Origin of the sequence: Achromobacter marplatensis, from assembly GCF_049060505.1 — a bacterium.
GTDB classification, from domain to species: Bacteria; Pseudomonadota; Gammaproteobacteria; order Burkholderiales; family Burkholderiaceae_B; genus Achromobacter; species Achromobacter marplatensis_A.
Genome location: NZ_JBMGRB010000007.1, coordinates 90,902 through 107,875 on the forward strand (window position 1 = coordinate 90,902; position 16,974 = coordinate 107,875).

General features: G+C 66.1%; 16 protein-coding genes. 13 read left to right on the forward strand and 3 right to left on the reverse strand.

Annotated elements, in window-relative coordinates; genetic code table 11:
• Positions 1-26 precede the first annotated feature (26 nt).
• Entirely contained in the window at positions 27-650 is a 624-nt protein-coding gene (locus tag ACI0FO_RS18215; protein WP_416028853.1) for a TetR/AcrR family transcriptional regulator, read from the reverse strand.
• A 203-nt stretch (positions 651-853) separates the two neighbouring features.
• On the opposite strand from ACI0FO_RS18215, the gene ACI0FO_RS18220 reads away from it, so the two are divergent.
• Both ACI0FO_RS18220 and ACI0FO_RS18225 read left to right on the forward strand, forming a co-directional pair.
• A complete protein-coding gene (locus ACI0FO_RS18220; protein ID WP_416028855.1) occupies positions 854-1,825 on the forward strand; it encodes an NAD(P)H-dependent flavin oxidoreductase in 972 nt (323 codons plus the stop codon).
• On the forward strand, positions 1,822-2,559 hold the full coding sequence (locus ACI0FO_RS18225) for an enoyl-CoA hydratase-related protein (RefSeq protein ID WP_416028857.1): 738 nt from the start codon (positions 1,822-1,824) through the stop codon (positions 2,557-2,559). The genes ACI0FO_RS18220 and ACI0FO_RS18225 overlap by 4 nt, the downstream gene beginning before the upstream one ends.
• 204 nt (positions 2,560-2,763) lie before the next feature.
• Here ACI0FO_RS18225 and ACI0FO_RS18230 read toward each other — a convergent pair whose 3' ends face one another.
• Positions 2,764-3,597, reverse strand: coding sequence for an enoyl-CoA hydratase/isomerase family protein (locus tag ACI0FO_RS18230; RefSeq protein WP_416028859.1), 834 nt, complete (start codon positions 3,595-3,597; stop codon positions 2,764-2,766).
• Between the two features lie 117 nt (positions 3,598-3,714).
• On the opposite strand from ACI0FO_RS18230, the gene ACI0FO_RS18235 reads away from it, so the two are divergent.
• From ACI0FO_RS18235 to ACI0FO_RS18245, 3 genes are all read left to right on the forward strand, one after another.
• A complete protein-coding gene (locus tag ACI0FO_RS18235; RefSeq protein ID WP_416028861.1) occupies positions 3,715-4,575 on the forward strand; it encodes an NAD(P)H-hydrate dehydratase in 861 nt (286 codons plus the stop codon).
• A gap of 150 nt (positions 4,576-4,725) precedes the next feature.
• Positions 4,726-4,959: a hypothetical protein gene (locus ACI0FO_RS18240; protein WP_416028863.1), complete on the forward strand. Its 234-nt coding sequence runs from the start codon at positions 4,726-4,728 to the stop codon at positions 4,957-4,959.
• Positions 4,960-5,361: 402 nt separating this feature from the next.
• On the forward strand, positions 5,362-6,975 hold the full coding sequence (locus ACI0FO_RS18245; RefSeq protein ID WP_416028865.1) for an ABC transporter substrate-binding protein: 1,614 nt from the start codon (positions 5,362-5,364) through the stop codon (positions 6,973-6,975).
• Between the two features lie 129 nt (positions 6,976-7,104).
• On the opposite strand, the gene ACI0FO_RS18250 is transcribed toward ACI0FO_RS18245, so the two are convergent.
• Positions 7,105-8,037, reverse strand: coding sequence for a LysR family transcriptional regulator (locus ACI0FO_RS18250; RefSeq protein WP_416028867.1), 933 nt, complete (start codon positions 8,035-8,037; stop codon positions 7,105-7,107).
• Between the two features lie 178 nt (positions 8,038-8,215).
• Between ACI0FO_RS18250 and ACI0FO_RS18255 the strand changes: the two genes are divergently transcribed.
• From ACI0FO_RS18255 to ACI0FO_RS18290, 8 genes are all read left to right on the forward strand, one after another.
• Positions 8,216-9,187, forward strand: a complete 972-nt coding sequence (locus ACI0FO_RS18255) for a succinylglutamate desuccinylase/aspartoacylase family protein (protein ID WP_416028869.1) — start codon at positions 8,216-8,218, stop codon at positions 9,185-9,187.
• 91 nt (positions 9,188-9,278) lie between these two features.
• A complete protein-coding gene (locus ACI0FO_RS18260; RefSeq protein ID WP_416028871.1) occupies positions 9,279-10,910 on the forward strand; it encodes an ABC transporter substrate-binding protein in 1,632 nt (543 codons plus the stop codon).
• A 45-nt stretch (positions 10,911-10,955) separates the two neighbouring features.
• Positions 10,956-11,933 (forward strand): ABC transporter permease, encoded by a 978-nt coding sequence (locus ACI0FO_RS18265; protein WP_006227256.1) that lies wholly within the window; start codon positions 10,956-10,958, stop codon positions 11,931-11,933.
• A 6-nt stretch (positions 11,934-11,939) separates the two neighbouring features.
• The gene (locus ACI0FO_RS18270) at positions 11,940-12,857 is read left to right on the forward strand and encodes an ABC transporter permease (protein WP_416028874.1); all 918 of its coding nucleotides are present in this window, start codon (positions 11,940-11,942) and stop codon (positions 12,855-12,857) included.
• A gap of 42 nt (positions 12,858-12,899) precedes the next feature.
• Positions 12,900-13,883 carry an ABC transporter ATP-binding protein gene (locus tag ACI0FO_RS18275; protein ID WP_416028876.1) on the forward strand — a complete coding sequence of 328 codons (984 nt, stop codon included), beginning with the start codon at positions 12,900-12,902 and terminating at the stop codon, positions 13,881-13,883.
• Positions 13,880-14,890, forward strand: a complete 1,011-nt coding sequence (locus tag ACI0FO_RS18280; protein ID WP_416028878.1) for an ABC transporter ATP-binding protein — start codon at positions 13,880-13,882, stop codon at positions 14,888-14,890. Before ACI0FO_RS18275 ends, ACI0FO_RS18280 begins: the two co-directional genes overlap by 4 nt.
• On the forward strand, positions 14,890-15,795 hold the full coding sequence (locus ACI0FO_RS18285) for a prolyl oligopeptidase family serine peptidase (protein WP_105559531.1): 906 nt from the start codon (positions 14,890-14,892) through the stop codon (positions 15,793-15,795). The genes ACI0FO_RS18280 and ACI0FO_RS18285 overlap by 1 nt, the downstream gene beginning before the upstream one ends.
• 39 nt (positions 15,796-15,834) lie before the next feature.
• Positions 15,835-16,965: a M20 family metallopeptidase gene (locus ACI0FO_RS18290; protein WP_416028880.1), complete on the forward strand. Its 1,131-nt coding sequence runs from the start codon at positions 15,835-15,837 to the stop codon at positions 16,963-16,965.
• Positions 16,966-16,974: the final 9 nt, after the last annotated feature.

Here is a 16,974-nt window from a genome sequence, read left to right on the forward strand (position 1 = left end):
GCGGTGCGGCTTACGGGCGGCGGCGCTCAGGCGCGCATGCCGCCAACGAGCAGGTCGAAGTAGCCGGCGGCGATGGTTTCCGCGCTGTCGCCCTGCCCCGGCTTGTACCAGCGCACCATCCAGTTCAGCATGGACAGCACGGCGCGGCCGGTGGCGGCCACGTCCAGCGCGCGGAACGTGCCGTCGGCCACGCCCTGCGTGATCAGTTCGCGCAGGCGCTTCTCGTAGCCGTCGCGCAGCCGGGCGGCGTCTTCGCGTTCAGGCAAGGCCATGCCGGAATAACCGATCAGCATCGTCACGAATTTGGCGTGGTGCTGTTCGAAGTAACGCGCGTGGCCGACCATGAACGCGCGCAGCCGGGCGGCGGCGCCCTCGGCGCGGTCGACATCCTGGCCCACGGTTTGCGTCAGCCCGCTCAATACGCCCAGGATGATGGCGTCGTAGATATCCTGCTTGGTGGGGTAGTAGTGGTAAATGGCCGCCTTGGATACGCCGATGGCGCCAGCAAGGTCCGACACGGAGCTGCCGTCGTAACCGCTTTGAGCGAAAAGCTTGGCGGCTTCATCCAGGATGCGTTCGCGCGGGGCCGCCAGCGTGGGTGGCCGGCCGGCGCGGGCGGGTTTCAGGGCCGGAGGAGCAGAGGTCGCCATGACAGCCTTTGAAAGGGCCGCGCCGCAGGCCGGCAAGGGGCCGGGTGGGCCTCCATTGACAGCGGTTCGGCGCATGCCGTTAAATAAAGATTAATTAATTACCGGACGGTCGGTAGGTAATTATAGGCACATCCGCCTCGGGGACTCAAGCCTGCCTGCAGGCGCCCCTTCTGGACTGACCCTGAACACAACGCGACGACGCTATGCCCCACTCTCTCGTGACAGATTTGTATGGCCAGATGTCCCTGCCGGTCATCAGCGCCCCCATGTTCATCGTCTCCAACCCGACGCTGGTGCTTGCTCAGTGCACCAGTGGCATCGTGGGCTCGTTCCCCGCGCTGAACGCGCGCCCGCAAAGCCTGCTGACCGACTGGCTGGACGAAGTGCAGGCCGGGCTGGCCTCGTACCGTGAGGCGAACCCCGGCGCCGCGGTGGCGCCGTTCGCCGTGAACCAGATCATCCACCAGTCCAACGACCGCCTGGAACAGGACCTGGCGGTTTGCGCCAGCCACCGCGTGCCGCTGATCATCACCAGCCTGCGCGCCCCCGGCGACCTCGTCAAAGGCGTGCACGATTGGGGCGGCAAGGTGTTCCACGACGTCACCACGATCCGCCACGCCGAAAAAGCGCTTGAGGCCGGCGTGGACGGGCTGATCCTGGTTTGCGCGGGCGCCGGCGGCCATGCGGGCACGCTGAGCCCATTCGCGCTGGTGTCCGAAGTGCGCCGCTTCTACGACGGCCCGCTGATCCTGTCGGGCGCCATCACCTCCGGCGCGCACGTGCTGGCCGCTCTCGCCATGGGCGCGGACTTCGCCTATATGGGCACGCGCTTCATCGCCAGCGCGGAAGCCAACGCCAGCGAAGGCTACAAATCCGCCATCGTCGACGCCAGCGCCTCCGACATCCTGTACACCCCGTTCTTCACCGGCATCCCCGGCAACTACCTGAAGGCCAGCATCGCCGCCGCCGGACTGGACCCGGCCAACCTGCCGCAACCCGACAGCGGCGCGTCCAACTTCGGCTCGTCACGGGTCAAGCCGTGGAAAGACATCTGGGGCGCGGGCCAGGGCGTGGGCGGTATCGCCAGCGTCGAACCCACCCGCAAGATCGTCGACACCCTGCGCCGCGAGTACGAAGACGCCAAAGCGCAACTGGCCGGCAGGACCTACGCATGAGCGCGGGCCTGAAAGTCGTCCGCGAGGGCGCCGTCCTGACGCTCACCATCGACCGCCAGGACCGCCGCAACGCGCTGGACACGGCCACTTACGCCGCGCTGTCTGAGCAAATCGCGCTGGCGTCTGGCGACCTGTCAGTGTCGGCGGTGATCCTGACCGGCGCGGGCGAACACTTCACCGCCGGCAACGACCTGCGCGACTTCCAGGCGGAACGCGGCGCGGGCGACAGCGCCGGCCTGACGTTCCTGCGGGCACTGACCACGGCGGACGTGCCGGTGATTGCCGCGGTCGAGGGCTACGCCATCGGCATCGGCGTCACGCTGCTACAGCATTGCGACTTCGTCCACATCGGCGAAGGCGCCACCTTGCGCATGCCATTCGTGGCGCTGGGCCTGTGCCCGGAAGGCGCATCCAGCCTGCTGATGCCCCGCCTGGCCGGACGCCGCGCCGCCGAATGGCTGCTGCAGGGCAAGGCGTTTTCCGCCTGCGATGCGCACGAAGCCGGTCTGGCGACGTCGGTCGCGCCCAAGGGTCAGGCGCTGGCGGCGGCGCAAGCCACCGCCGCCGACCTGGTGCGTCAGCCGCCGGCCGCGCTGCGTTTGACCAAAGCCATGATGAAACGCGCAGACCGCCAAGCCATCCAGGAAACGCTGGACTACGAAGCCCAGCAATTCCGTGCCCGCCTGCAAACCGAAGAGGCGCAAGCGGCATTCGCGAAGTTCTTCAAGAAATAGCCGCGCGCATGAAGATGGGTTGCGCGCGCTGCGCTACGGCGCTTTTGCGGCGAATTTTTCGCGCTCCACCCATCCTACGGGCAAGACCGCCGCTCGTAGGATGGGTGGAGTGCGTTGCGGCGCCCCAAAGCACGCCGAGGCATGCCGCACGTAACCCATCACTGACGCATGCCGGCAGATGGGTTGCTCTTGCAGCCCATCGCTTCAGAAAGGCGAATCGGGCCGGAAATTAGGCGCCCGGCGCTCACGCAAGGATTTGACCCCTTCTTTGACGTCCGGCCCGCCGAACCCCATGAATTCCAACGCCAGCGACGTGTCGAAGGTCGGGCCTGCCATGCGCAGCCAGTTGTTCAGCGAGTACTTCGTCCAGCGGATGGCGGTCTGCGAGCCGGCGGCCAGCTTGTTGGCCACCTCGAACGCGCGGGCAATAAGCTCGGCCTCGTCCACGCACAGCGACACCAGCCCGATCCGCTCGGCTTCTTCGCCGGTGACGGTTTCGCACAGCATCAGGTAGTACTTGGCCTTGGCCATGCCGCACAGTAGCGGCCAGACGATGGCCGCGTGGTCGCCCGCCGTCACCCCCAGGCGCGTATGGCCGTCGATGATCCGTGCGTCGCGCGCGGCAATCGAGATGTCGGCCAGCAACCCCGCTACCAGTCCCGCTCCCACGGCCGCGCCGTGCATGGCGGACACGATGGGCTTGTTGCAGTTGATGATGTTGTAGACCAGGTCGCGGGCCTCCCGCCAGACGCGGGTGCGCACGTCGAAGTCGTCGGCCATCTGTTGCACCAGATCCAGGTCGCCGCCCCCCGAAAAGCCCTTGCCTTCGCCGCGGATCACCACCACGCGGGTGTCGGGGTCGGTATCGATGTCGCGCCAGATGTCGGCCAGCTCGCGGTGCATGCGGTCGTCGGCCGTGGACAATTTGCCCGGCTGGCCGCCCTTGGCGCCCATGATCAGTTCCAGCACGCCGCCGGGATGCCGGCGCAGCTTCAGGGACTCGTAGGCCGAATAGTGTTGCAGCGTGATATCAGTCATTGTCTTCTCCGCGTTGTCTTGTATACCAATGGGGCAAGCCTGGGGCCGGCGCATTTTTGGGCACTATAGTGGATACGCCGGCGTCCACCCGCCGCCCGCCAGAAGGAGCTTCAGCCAATGAACACCCCCGCCCCGTCCGCCGGCGCCCCTATCGACCGCGCCAGCCTGCCCGCCCTGTTCGCCCCCCGGGGCGTGGACACGCACAAGGGTAGTTTCGGCACCGTCGGCGTGGTGGGCGGCGGCCCGGGCATGGCGGGGGCCGTGCTGCTTGCGGCGCGGGCCGCCCTGAAGACTGGCGCCGGCAAGGTGCTGGTCGGCTTCGCCCAAGAGGCCTCGCCGCTTGCCTGCGACCCGTTGCAACCCGAATTGATGCTGCGCGACGCCCGGTCGCTGCTGGAGGGCGATTGGGGCGTGACCGCCTGGGTCGCCGGCTGCGGGATCGGCACGGATGCGCTGGCGGCCAACACGCTATCGGAATTATTCGTGCTGCGCCGCGGCGCGCCACTGGTGCTGGACGCCGACGGCCTGAACCTGCTGGCCCAGGGCGACATCAAGCCCAATTGGGGCCCTGGCCCCGTCGTGCTGACCCCGCATCCTGCCGAGGCCGGCCGTCTCCTGGGGCTAAGCGCTGCCCAGATTCAGGCCGACCGCCGAGACGCGGCATGGCAGCTGGCGCAACGCTTCCAGGCCTGGGTGGTGCTGAAAGGCGCGGCTACCGTCGTCTGTTCGCCCGACGGCAGCCGCCGGACCAACACCAGCGGCAACCCCGGCCTGGCCACAGCCGGAACCGGGGACGTATTGGCGGGCATGCTGGGATCACTGATCGCCCAGAAGCTTCCATTCGACCAAGCGGTAGCGGGAGCCGTCTGGCTGCACGGCGCCGCCGCCGATGCGCTGGTCAACCAGGGCATCGGCCCGATCGGCCTCACGGCGGGAGAGTTGGCGGACGCCGCGCGCGCCTTGCGCAACGGCCGCTGAGGGGCATCCCCGGGCCCCAATCCGGGCTAAGTCCCCGTGAAATAAACATTTTTACAACATACTAGGGTTTTCCCCTAAAAGGTCGTTGCTTTTAATTTAGGGTTATCCCTATAATGGTTTACCCCAAGACGAAACGGACTGGAGAAGACCATGAGCGAACTGACCTTGAATAGCACTGCCCGCCTGACCGACGCGCTGGAGCGCGACCTGCTCCGCGGCGCTCTCGAGAACCAACCGAATTCCCACCCGCTGACCAACCTGAAGAAGGCTGGCCAAGCCGTGATCGCCGCTGTTGCCAGCGTCTTTGCCTTCATCGACGAAGTGAACGACTCGATGAACAAAGCCCGCGCCGCCAGCTCGCGCTTCTCCGGCTCTCAGTGGTAAGTTGCGCTGCGCAGGTCTGAATCGCGACCGATCTCCCGCGATTCAGACTAGCGCGCGTGCCGTCGCACGGCCTGCCTGGCTGGTCCTGGCTTGCCGCGCGGCGGACTTTCGGCGCCCGCCCCTCACCGGCGCCATCGCGCCGCGCCGGCTCCCATTCATGCTGTTGGGAGCCCCCGCGACGCCCTCCCGGCCCTTCTGCCGCACCTTCCTCTCGGCGTTTTCCCTAGCGCCCGATTCGCCGTTCTGCATTGACAGCGCGCGAACCCCCTACCGATAATCGGCCCCTTGCCGTCGTGCCTGGCGCCAAAACTCCGCGTGCCCTGCCGACCCCTGCTGTCCGCCCGGTGCGCCCGATGGCGCTTCAGGCACGATCCGGTTCGTTATCCATCCGGAGTTGTCATCATGAAGTTGCGCACCACCCTGGCCCTTGTGGCCGCCGCCATCCCTTTGGCTGCCGCCCAAGCCCAGACGCTGAAGATCGGCCTGTCGGCCGAACCCACTTCGGCGGATCCCCACTATCACAAGATGACGCAGAACGACGCGTTCTCCGCGCACGTCTACAGTTCGCTGGTGGGCCGCAGCGCCGACATGAAACTGACGCCCCAGTTGGCCAAGTCGTGGAAGAACCTGGATGACCTGACTTGGGAATTCAAGCTGCGCGACGACGTCAAGTTCTCGAACGGCAAGCCGTTCACGTCTGAAGACGTGCTGTTCACGATCTGCCGCACGCTGAACAACGAAACCAACGTGTCGCAGTCCTACATGGACATGACCAAGCGCATCACCGACGTCCAGACGCCGGATGCGCACACCGTGATTATCAAAACGGGCGAGCCCTTCCCGCTGATGCCCGCCGAACTGGCCCGCTCGCTGCCCATCGTCTGGAACGGCATCGTCGAACACGGCAAGCTGACGTTCGACCCGAAGAAGGGTTGCGGCGTGACCGGCGCCTGGCCCACCGTTGCCGACTTCAACAACGGCAAGGATTCCATCGGCACCGGCCCCTACACCCTGAAGTCCTACGTGAAGGGCACCGGCATCGAGCTGGTCCGCAACGAGAACTACTGGGGCGAGAAACCGTACTGGAAGGAAGTGAAGTTTGTGCCCGTGCCGTCCGCCGGCCCGCGCCTGACCGGCCTCTTGTCCGGTGACTTCGACATGATCGAAAACCCGGCTGCCCGCGACCTGCCGCGCCTGAAGGACAACCCGAAGTTCGGCTTCGTGGCCACGCCGTCCACGCGCCTGGTGTTCTTCCAGCCGGACGTGGGCCGCAACCCGAGCCCGTTCGTCAAGAGCGCCGACGGCAAAAACCCGCTGCAGGACCTGCGCGTGCGCAAGGCGATTTCGATGGCCATCGACCGCAAGACCATCACCGCCCGCATCATGGACGGCATGGCCACCCCGGCCTACCAGTTCATGCCCGACGGCATGTTCGGCGCGCTGCCCAAGGCCCCGGAAATCAAGTACGACCCGGAAGGCGCCAAGAAGCTGCTGGCCGAAGCCGGCTACCCGAACGGCTTTGAACTGACGCTGTCGTCCACCAACGACCGCTACGTCAACGACGGCCAGATCGCCCAGGCCGTGGCGCAGTATCTGGCCCGCGTCGGCATCAAGACCAACGTGGACGCCATGACGGCATCCATCTATTTCCCCAAGCGCGCCAAGCGCGAGTTCAGCTTCTCGATGGGCGGCTGGCCGGCGGAAACGGGTGAAGCCTCGGCGCTGTTCCAGCTGTGGGTCGCGTCCCTGGATTCGCCCAACAGCCTGGGCACCAGCAACTACGGCGGCTTCTCCAACGCCGATTTCGACAAGGTCTACAAGCAGGCCATCGTGACGGTGGACGCGCCCAAGCGTGAAAAGCTGCTGCAGGAATCCACCCAGATCGCGCTGGACAACGTGCCGCTGATCCCGCTGCACTTCGAAAGCAGCATCTGGGCCTTCCGCAAGGGCATCACCTACGAAGGCCGCCGCGACCAGTACACGCTGGCCACCTCGGTTACGCCCGAAAAGAAGTGATCCGGTTCGCCTGATCGAAAAAACGGCTGCCTTCGGGCAGCCGTTTTTTTATCGCCGGGCCGCCCCAATATAAAAATGCCCCCCTCGGGGGCAGCAAGCACGCGCAGCGTGCGCGGCGTGGGGGCCGTTTTATCCGTGCGGAGCTGTCGGCATGCTCGGCCCTGCCGACAACGCCTGGTCCAGTTCCCGGCACAGCAGTTCAATGAACGCTTCCGCCTTGGGCGGCAACACCCGCCCCGGCATCACCTGGATCTGCAGCGTGCGCGATTGCAATTCCGCGTTGGAAATCGGCACCGCCACCAGTTCGTCGCGCCGCAGGCTCCATGCCACCGAGATGTAGCCACTGAGCATGATGGCGTCCGAACCGAACACGAAACCGTGCAGGGGCGAAGAGTCATTGCAGGTCAGCACCGGCTCAAGCTGCACCGATTCCAGCGCGCAGCCCATTTCGAAGAGCTGCCGGGTGGTGGTGCCCGGGCCGGTCAAGGCCAGGGGATAGCGGCTAAGGTCTTGCAGGCTGACGCTACGGCGGCTGGCCAGCGGATGATTGGACGCCATCACCGCGTGCACCGGCGCGCGGCGCGAATACCGCACGCTGACCCCGTTGACGCGTTCGGCGATGAACGTCATGCCCAGCTCTGCCCCGCCTTCGGCCACGCGGCGGCTGACTTCGGCGGGAGATCCCACGAACAGGTCGAAGCGGATGTTCGGCCGTTCCTGGCGAAAACGCGCCATCACGGACGGCACGAAAATCCGCGCCACGCCTTCCACGGCGGCCACCCGGATCTCGTTGCGCGCCGTGCCGCGGGCGGCCGCGATCTCCTGCAGGACCGACTCGGCCTCGAGCATGGTGCGCCGGGCGTGCGTCAGCAGCAGCTGGCCCGCCGGGCTCAGCACCATGCCCCGGGCGGCGCGTTCGAATAGCGGCGCGCCCGCCTCCTCTTCCAGTTTGGCGATCTGCCGGCTGATCGCCGACACCGCCACATGCAGACGCTCGGATGCGCCGCTCAGGCTGCCTGCCTGCGCAACCTCCAAAAAGTACTTCAAGGCAATTCCGTGCATGTTCCGCCTCTGGCAACCCGCCGACCTTTGCTATTTAAGCAAAGCTCCCGATAAATATTCTAATTGTAGAGAAAGCTGCCAAACTCCTAGAATTCGCGTGGACGGCTTCGAACCGGTGCGCGATTGAAGCTCGCCTGGCCCAACCCCTATACAATCCCCTCGCTTCATCGGAGTCCCCATGCCCACGTCTTCATCCGCGCCCCGTCCGCGTCCTTTCCTGCTTGCCTGTCCCGATCTGTCGGCGGAACGCTTGGGCAATACGGATACGCCAGGCGTCTGGCATTTCGATTCGGGCGTGCCGGGCAAACGCGTCATGCTGAGCGCGCTGATCCATGGCAACGAGCTGTGCGGCGCCTGGGCGCTGAAGGAAGCGTTGGCCGCCGGCCTGCGGCCGCGACGCGGCTCGCTGACACTGGCATTCTGCAACCTGGCCGCGTTCGACCGCTTCGATTCCGCCAACTACGCCCCCGCGCGCTTTGTCGACGAAGACATGAACCGCGTCTGGAGCGATGACAAACTGGCCCTGCCAATCAGCCAGGAACGCCGCCGCGCCGCCGAAATCCGGCCTTGGGTGGAACAGGCCGATTGGCTGCTGGACTTCCATTCGATGAGCAATTCCGACGTGCCGCTACAGCTGACCGGCATGGAACAGCGCAATATCGACCTGGCGCTTGCGTTGGGCAACCCCGCCACCATCATTGCCGATGCCGGCCACGCCGCTGGCGTGCGGATGCGCGACTATGGCCGCTTCGGCGAAACCGGCGACAACGGCACGCGGTCCCTGCTGATCGAATGCGGCTTTCATGGCGCGCCTGAGGCGCGCGGCGTGGCGGTGGACCAGATGGCGCGCTTTCTGCTGGAAGCCGGCACGGTCGACGCCGCGGACCTCCCCGCTGGGTGGGTCGCCCCCGGCGCCCCGTCGCAGCGCGCGCTGCGCGTGACGCATGCGGTCGCCGCCAAGAGCGCCGACTTCCGTTTCGCGGAGCCCTGGAAGGGCCTGGAAACGCTGGCCGCCGCCGGCACCGTGATCGGGTGGTCGGAAGGCGAAGCCGTCGCCACGCCCTACGACAACTGCGTGCTGATCATGCCGTCCACCGCGAACCTGCGGCCCGGCGTGACGGTCGTCCGCCTGGCCCAGCCTATCGCCTGATCCGCCGTCCTGATTCAACACGAGAGCAGCGTCCGCCAAAGAGGCGCCTTTCAGCACGACCGGCACGACCCATAACAACTAGGGAAAAAACATGTCAGCCCAGGTATTCATCCGCAGCGCATTGCTGGCCTGCACGCTTGCCGCCTGTACGGTAGCCGTCCAGGCCCAGACCCTGCCTTCCACCCTGAAGATCGGCCTGTCGTCCGAGCCCACGTCGATGGACCCGCACTACCATCAGGCCACGCCGAACGACGCGATGACCTCGCACATGTTCGAGACGCTGGTGGGGCAGGACGCCAAGATGAACCTGATCCCCCGGTTGGCCACGGCCTGGAAGCCGGTGGACGACACCACCTGGGAATTCAAGCTGCGCGACGGCGTGAAGTTCTCGAATGGCCAGCCCTTCACGGCGCAGGACGTGATCTTCACGTTCTGCCGCGTGATGCATAACGAGCAGGGTATCGGCGGGTCGTATCCGGCCGTTGTCCAGAAGTTCGCGGGCATCGAAGCGCGCGACGGCAACACGCTGATTATCAAGACGCACAAGCCCTACCCGTTGCTGCCCAACGACCTGACCCGCACCGCCATGCTGTGGAGCGGCATCGTCGAACACGGTCCCATCACCTTCGACCTGAAAAACAAGTGCGGCGTGGCCGGCCCCTGGCCGACCGTGGCCGACTTCAATGGCGGCCGCGACGTGATCGGGACCGGCCCCTACACGCTGAAATCCTACGTGAAAGGGACTGCCATCGAACTGGTCCGCAACGACGGCTACTGGGGCGACAAACCGGCCTGGCCAGCCGTCAAGCTGGTGCCGGTGCCTGCAGCCGGGCCGCGCCTGACGGGCCTTCTGGCGGGCGATTTCGATCTGATCGAGAATCCCGCCGCGCGCGACGTGAAACGCATTTCGGAAACCCCGGGCTACGGGTACGTGATCACGCCTTCCGTGCGCGTGGTGTATTTCCAGTTCGACGTGGCGCGCAGCCCCAGCCCGACGGTCAAGGCCGCCGACGGCAAGAACCCCTTGCAGGACGTGCGCGTGCGACGCGCCATATCGATGGCGATCGACCGCAAAACCATCGCCGCCCGCATCATGGACGGCGCCGCCACGCCCGCCAACCAATTCCTGCCCGACGGCATGTTCGGCACCTTGCCCCATCCGCCCGAATTGAAATACGACCCGGAAGGCGCGAAGAAGCTGCTGGCCGAAGCCGGCTATCCCAACGGTTTCGAGCTGGCCGTCTCGTCCACCAATGACCGCTACATCAACGACGCCCAGATCTCGCAGGCCGTCGCGCAGTACCTGTCGCGCGTGGGCATCAAGGCGACGGTGGACGCCATGACCCGCTCGGTATATTTCCCCAAGCGCGCCAAGCGCGAATTCAGCTTCGCGATGGGCGGCTGGTCGTCCGAGACCGGCGAAGCCTCGTCTTTCCTACAATACTGGGTTACCCGCTTCGATAAGGAGCAGGGCCTGGGCACCAGCAACTACGGCGGTTACGACAACCCCGAGTTCGACGGCGTATTCAAGCGCGCGCTGGTGACGGTGGACCCGGCCGAGCGGGAAAAGCTGCTGCAACAGTCCCTGACGCTTGCACTGGCCGACCTGCCCAGCATTCCCCTGCATTTCGAAAGCAGCATTTGGGCGTTCAAGAAGGGACTGGCCTACGAAGGCCGGGCCGATCAGTACACCCTGGCCATGTCGGCCAAGCCCGCCAAGTAAGCACGCGGCGCCCGCAAACCCTGAGCCCACTAAGGAAATCATCACGTGGCCTTGTTCATCCTGCGCAGACTGATCCAGAGTCTGTTCGTACTGCTGGCCGTTTCGGTCGTGGTCTTTTTCGCGGTGTATGCCGTGGGCGACCCGATCGAACTGCTGGTCAGCCCTGAAGCCAGCCAGGCCGCCCGCGAGGCGATGATCGCCCGCCTGGGCCTGGACCTGCCCGTGTGGCAGCAGTACACCGGGTTCCTGTGGCGCGCGCTGCACGGCGATCTGGGCACGTCCTTCGTGCACGGGATCCCCGCCGTCGAACTGATCGTGCAACGCATCCCCGCCACGTTCGAACTCGTCTTCGTCGCCATCATGCTGACCTGTGTGGTCGGCATTCCGCTGGGGCTGGTCGCCGGCCTGTATCGCGACGACTACCTGGGCCGCGGCATCATGGCGTCGTCCGTGCTGGGCTTTTCGCTGCCGAACTTCTGGCAAGGCATGATGCTGATCCTGCTGTTCGCCGTCTGGCTGGGCTGGCTGCCGGCCACCGGGCGCGGCGACACCGTCACCGTGCTGGGCGTGCGCCTGTCCATCCTGACCGCCGACGGCTGGTCGCACCTGATCATGCCGGCCATCAACCTGGCGCTGGCCAACATCGCGCTGGTGCTGCGCCTGACCGCCTCCGGCGTGGTCGAGGCCCGCAGCCAGGACTACGTGAAGTTCGCGCGCGCCAAGGGCGTGAAGCCCGGCCGCATCGTGCGCCGCCACATTCTGCGCAACATCCTGATCCCGGTCGTGACCGTGATCGGCATGGAATTCGGCAGCCTGATCGCCTACTCCACCATCACCGAAACCGTGTTCGCGTGGCCCGGCATGGGCAAGCTGCTGATCGACAGCGTCTACCAGCTAGACCGCCCCGTGGTGGTCGCATACGTGATGCTGGTCACCCTGATCTTCGTGGTCATCAACCTGGTTGTGGACATCCTGTACGCCGCGCTCGACCCGCGCGTGCAGCTCGTGACCCCCGCTCAATAATCCGCCATGGCTAACTCTCCCAATCCCGGCCGCACCCGCACCGTCCAGCCTCTGGCTGAGACGCCCCAGCGCGCCTCCATCCTGAAGAAACTGCGCGCGCGCCCCACGGTGCGCGGCTCCGCGATCGCGCTGGCCATCCTGGTGGTCCTGGTGATCTTCGCCCCCTACTTCGCGCCGCAGAACCCATACGACCTGGCCAACCTGTCGCTGATGGACGGCCGCCTGGCGCCGCGCCAGGCGCTGATGGACGGCAGCATCGCCTGGCTCGGCACCGACGACCAGGGCCGCGACATGCTCAGCGCCATCCTGTATGGCTTGCGCATCAGCCTGATGGTGGGCCTGTCCGCCGTCGTCCTGGCCACCGCCGTCGGCGGCGCGGTCGGCCTGATCGCTGCCTATGTCGGCGGCCTGGTCGACACCGTGCTGATGCGCATCGTCGACTTCATCCTGGGTTTCCCGACCATCCTGGTGGCGCTGGTGCTGCTGGTGGTGCTGGGCCGCGGGGTCGACAAGGTGATCCTGGCGCTGGTGCTGGTGCAATGGGGGCACTACGCCCGCATCATGCGCAGCCGCGCGCTGCAGGAACGCCGCAAGGAATACGTGGAAGCCGCCGCCAACCTGGGCTATCCGGCCTGGCGCATCATGGTCTACCACCTGCTGCCCAACTGCCTGGGCCCCGTCATGGTGTTTGCCACCATCCAGATCGCCACCGCGATCGCGCTGGAAGCGACGCTGTCCTTCCTGGGGGTCGGCGTGCCGATCACCGAGCCGTCGCTGGGCCTGTTGATTTCCAACGGCTTCCAATACCTGTTGTCCGGCGATTACTGGATCAGCCTGTTCCCCGGCATTGCGCTGCTGGTGCTGATTCTTTCCATCAACATCGTGGGCGACCGCCTGCGTGAAAGCCTGGATCCGAAGCGATGATGCCCACCCCCGAAGCTGCCAGTGGCGCACTGGACTATTGAAATGAGCGATATCCTTCTTGATGTGCGCGGACTGCGCACCGCGTTCCATACCGAGGCCGGCGCGTATCTGGCCGTCGACGGCGTCGACCTGACCGTGCGCCGGGGCGAAATCGTGGGCCTGGTCGGCGAATCGGGTTCCGGAAAATCCGTCACGGGCTTCTCGCTGCTGGGCCTGATCGACCCGCCCGGAGAAGTCGTGGACGGCGAAGTGAAGTTCAAGGGCACCGACCTGCGCAAACTCACGGAAGAGCAGATGCGCCAGTTGCGCGGCAACCGCATCGCCATGATCTTCCAGGACCCGTTGATGACGCTCAACCCGGTGCTGCGCATCGGCGAGCAGATGATGGAAGCCATCCTGACGCACGAGAACGTGTCGCGCGCGCAAGCCGAAGAACGCTGCCGCGAGGCGCTGGCGATGGTCGGCATCCCTTCGCCGGAAAAGCGCCTGAAGAGCTATCCGCACGAGTTCTCGGGCGGCATGCGCCAACGCGTGGCGATCGCGATCGCCATGCTGAACAAGCCCGACCTGATCATCTGCGACGAGCCCACCACCGCGCTGGACGTCACCATCCAGGGCCAGATCCTCTACCGCATGCAAGAGATCTGCCGCGAGCACAACACCGCGCTGATCTGGATCACCCACGACCTGGGCGTGGTGGCCGAACTGGCCGACCGCGTGGCCGTGATGTATGCCGGCCGCATCGTGGAAAGCGGCCCGGTCGAGCAGGTGCTGGAATCGCCGCGCCACCCCTACACCAAGGGTTTGCTGGATTCGATGCCCGGCACCACGCAGCCCGGCGCGCGCCTGCACCAGATCAACGGCATGGCGCCCAGCCTGGCCGGCCGCCCCTCCGGCTGTGCGTTCCGTCCGCGCTGCACCAAGGTTATCCCGCGGTGCACCGAACAAGCCCCCTCCGTCACCACAGAAGGTCCGCGCAGCTATCGCTGTTACGTGCCGATAGCCCGCGAGGCACAAGAAGCATGAGCCAAGCCGATACCCCCGTCATCGAGCTCAAGAACATCCACAAGCGCTTCGAGCAACGTCCCGACCTGGCCCAGCGCATCCTGGCCCTGACCGGCCGGCCCATCGACCGCCGCACGGTGCATGCCGTCAACGGCGTCGACCTGTCCATCAAGCGCGGCGAAGTCGTCGGGCTGGTGGGCGAGTCCGGCTGCGGCAAGTCCACCCTGGGCCGCGTCGTGGCAGGCCTGCACCGCCAGACCGAAGGCGAACTGCTGTACCAGGGCCAGGACGCCGTGCGCCTGCGCGGCGCCGAAAAATTGGCCTACACGCTGGGCGTGCAGATGATCTTCCAGGACCCGCAGGCCTCGCTGAACCCGCGCCAGCGCCTGCGCCAGATCCTGGGCGAATCGCTCAAAGTCCACAAGCTGGCGCCGCCCGCCGAGATCCCGGGCCGCATCGATCAGGCCCTGAAGGAAGTGGGCCTGGACGCCGAATACCGCGACCGCTTCCCGCACCAGATTTCGGGCGGCCAGCGCCAGCGGATCGGCATCGCCCGTGCGCTGATGGTGGCGCCCAAGTTCCTGGTCTGCGACGAGCCGGTCGCCGCGCTGGACGTGTCGATCCAGGCGCAGGTGATCAACCTGTTCATGGACTTGCGCGAACAGCATGGCTTCACCTACCTGTTCATCAGCCACGACCTGGGTGTGGTCAAGCACATCTCGGACCGCGTGGCGATCATGTACCTGGGCAAGATCGTGGAAGTCTCCACGTCGGCCGAGATCTTCGCGCGCGCCAATCATCCCTACACCCAGGCCCTGATGGCCGAAGTGCCCGACGTGGCTCGCCGCGGCCGCAAGTTCACGCAGATCAAGGGCGAAATCCCGTCGCCGCTGAACCCGCCTCCCGGCTGCACCTTCAACCCCCGTTGCCCCCACGCCATGCCGCGTTGCCGCGAGCAGGCGCCGGTCCTGAAAGAAATCTCGGCGGGCCATTGGTCGGCCTGCCACCTGAATGAAGCGAGCGCTTGATGAAACCCTCCGACATGTCCAACGCGGACCGCATCGCCATCGAAATGGGCCATGCGGGCCGCAATGCCATCCTGTACGTGGATGAAGACCGCAATTCCGACCGCCCCTTCAAGCTGCAGACGTACCGCCCGTATGGCTACACGCCCGACCGCCCGGTCGTCATCGTGCAGCACGGCGTGCTGCGCAACGGCGACGAATACCGCGACTTCTGGGTCGAGGCCGCCGACAAGCACAAGCTGCTGATCGTGGCCCTGACCTTCTCCAACGAGATCTGGCCCGGCGTGGAAAGCTACAACAACGGCCGTGTGTTCTCGGCCGGCGGCAATCCGCGCCACATCGACGGCTGGACCTACGCGCTGGTCGGCAACGTGATCAAGGACATGATCGCCGGTGAAATCACCGATGGCCAGAACGTCTACCTGTTCGGCCATTCGGCCGGCGGCCAGTTCGTGCACCGGCTGATGAGCAGCCAGTCGCACGCGCCGTTCAAGGCCGTCGCGGCCGGCAACCCCGGCTGGTACACGCTGCCGACCTTCGACCATCCGTTCCCCGAAGGCATGGACGGCGTCGGCCTGACCGAAGAGCACCTGGTGAAGCTGCTGGCCTACCCGATGACCATTCTGGCGGGCGACCAGGACATCGCGACCGACGACCCCAACCTGCCGTCCGAACCCGCCGCCATGCGCCAGGGCCCGCACCGTTTCGCGCGCGCGCAGAACTACTACGCGTTCGGCAAGCAGGAAGCCGAGCGCCGCGGCGTGCCGTTCGGCTGGACGCTGCAAGTGGTGCCCGGCATCGGCCACGATGGCCGCGCCATGTCGGCCGTGTGCGCCAGCCTGTGGTTCGACGGCAAGATGCCCGACGACGCCGAACTGGCCCGCCTGGCCGGCCAGCAGGTCGCTTGATCGTCTCTTTCCTTTTCATTGCTGAAACCCGATACCGCCATGTCCAACACCCAGAGCACTGAACAGATCGTCGCCGGCATTCAAAGCTGGCTGCAATGCGAATCGCCGTCGAACTACCCCGACGGCATCGCCGCCATGGCGCGCATCATCGCTGACTACGCGGCCGCCGCAGGCTTGACGGTGGAGCTGTCGTCCCTGGGGCCCACCACGGGCCCGCTCTTGTACGCCACCAACCGCGCTCCCGGCGATACCCGCCCCGGCATCCTGATCCTGGCGCACATGGATACGGTGCATCCGGTCGGCACGCTGCTGGAAAACCCGGTTCGCATCGACGGCGACCGCCTCTACGGCCCCGGCAGCTATGACATGAAGGCAGGCATCTACCTGGCCTTGACGGCATTGGCCGGCGTGGCGCGCCCCGGCGCGACGCAACTGCCTGTCGACTTTCTGGTGGTGCCCGACGAGGAAACCGGCAGCCATGCGTCCCGCGCGCACATCGAGCGCTTCGCCGCCAACGCCAAGTACGCGCTGGTCTGCGAACCGGCCCGCCCCAACGGCGGCAAGTGCGTGACGGCACGCAAGGGCACGGGCATGCTGAACCTGAACGTCAAAGGCCGCCCGGCGCATGCCGGTATGCAGCACGAAAAGGGCCGCAGCGCGATCCGCGAAATGGCGCATCAGGTGCTGGCGCTGGAAGCGATGACCGACTACGACCGCGGCATCACGGTCAGCGTTGGCACCATCGCCGGCGGCACCGTCACCAACACCGTGCCGGCCCTGTGCCGTTGCGTGGTGGATTTCCGCGTGCCCGACATGGGCGCCGCGGAAGACGTGCTGCGCCGGATGCGCGAGCTGTGCGCGGTGGGTCCGGATGTTGAACTGGACATCAACGTGGAACTGAACCGTCCGCCGATGGTGAAGACGGAAGCGGCGGCAGCGCTGCTGGCACTGGTGCAAGGCTATGCGGACCGTGCGGGTTTCCTGCTGGAAGATGCGCCGATGACGGGCGGCGGCAGCGACGCGAACTTCACGTCGGCGATGGGGATTCCTACGCTGGACGGCCTTGGCGCGGATGGCGACGGGGCACATACGTTGAATGAGTACATTCTGGTGTCGACGCTGGAGCAACGGTTGAAGTTTTGGGAATTGCTGCTTCGGGAATTGGCTTGAGTTTTTTTG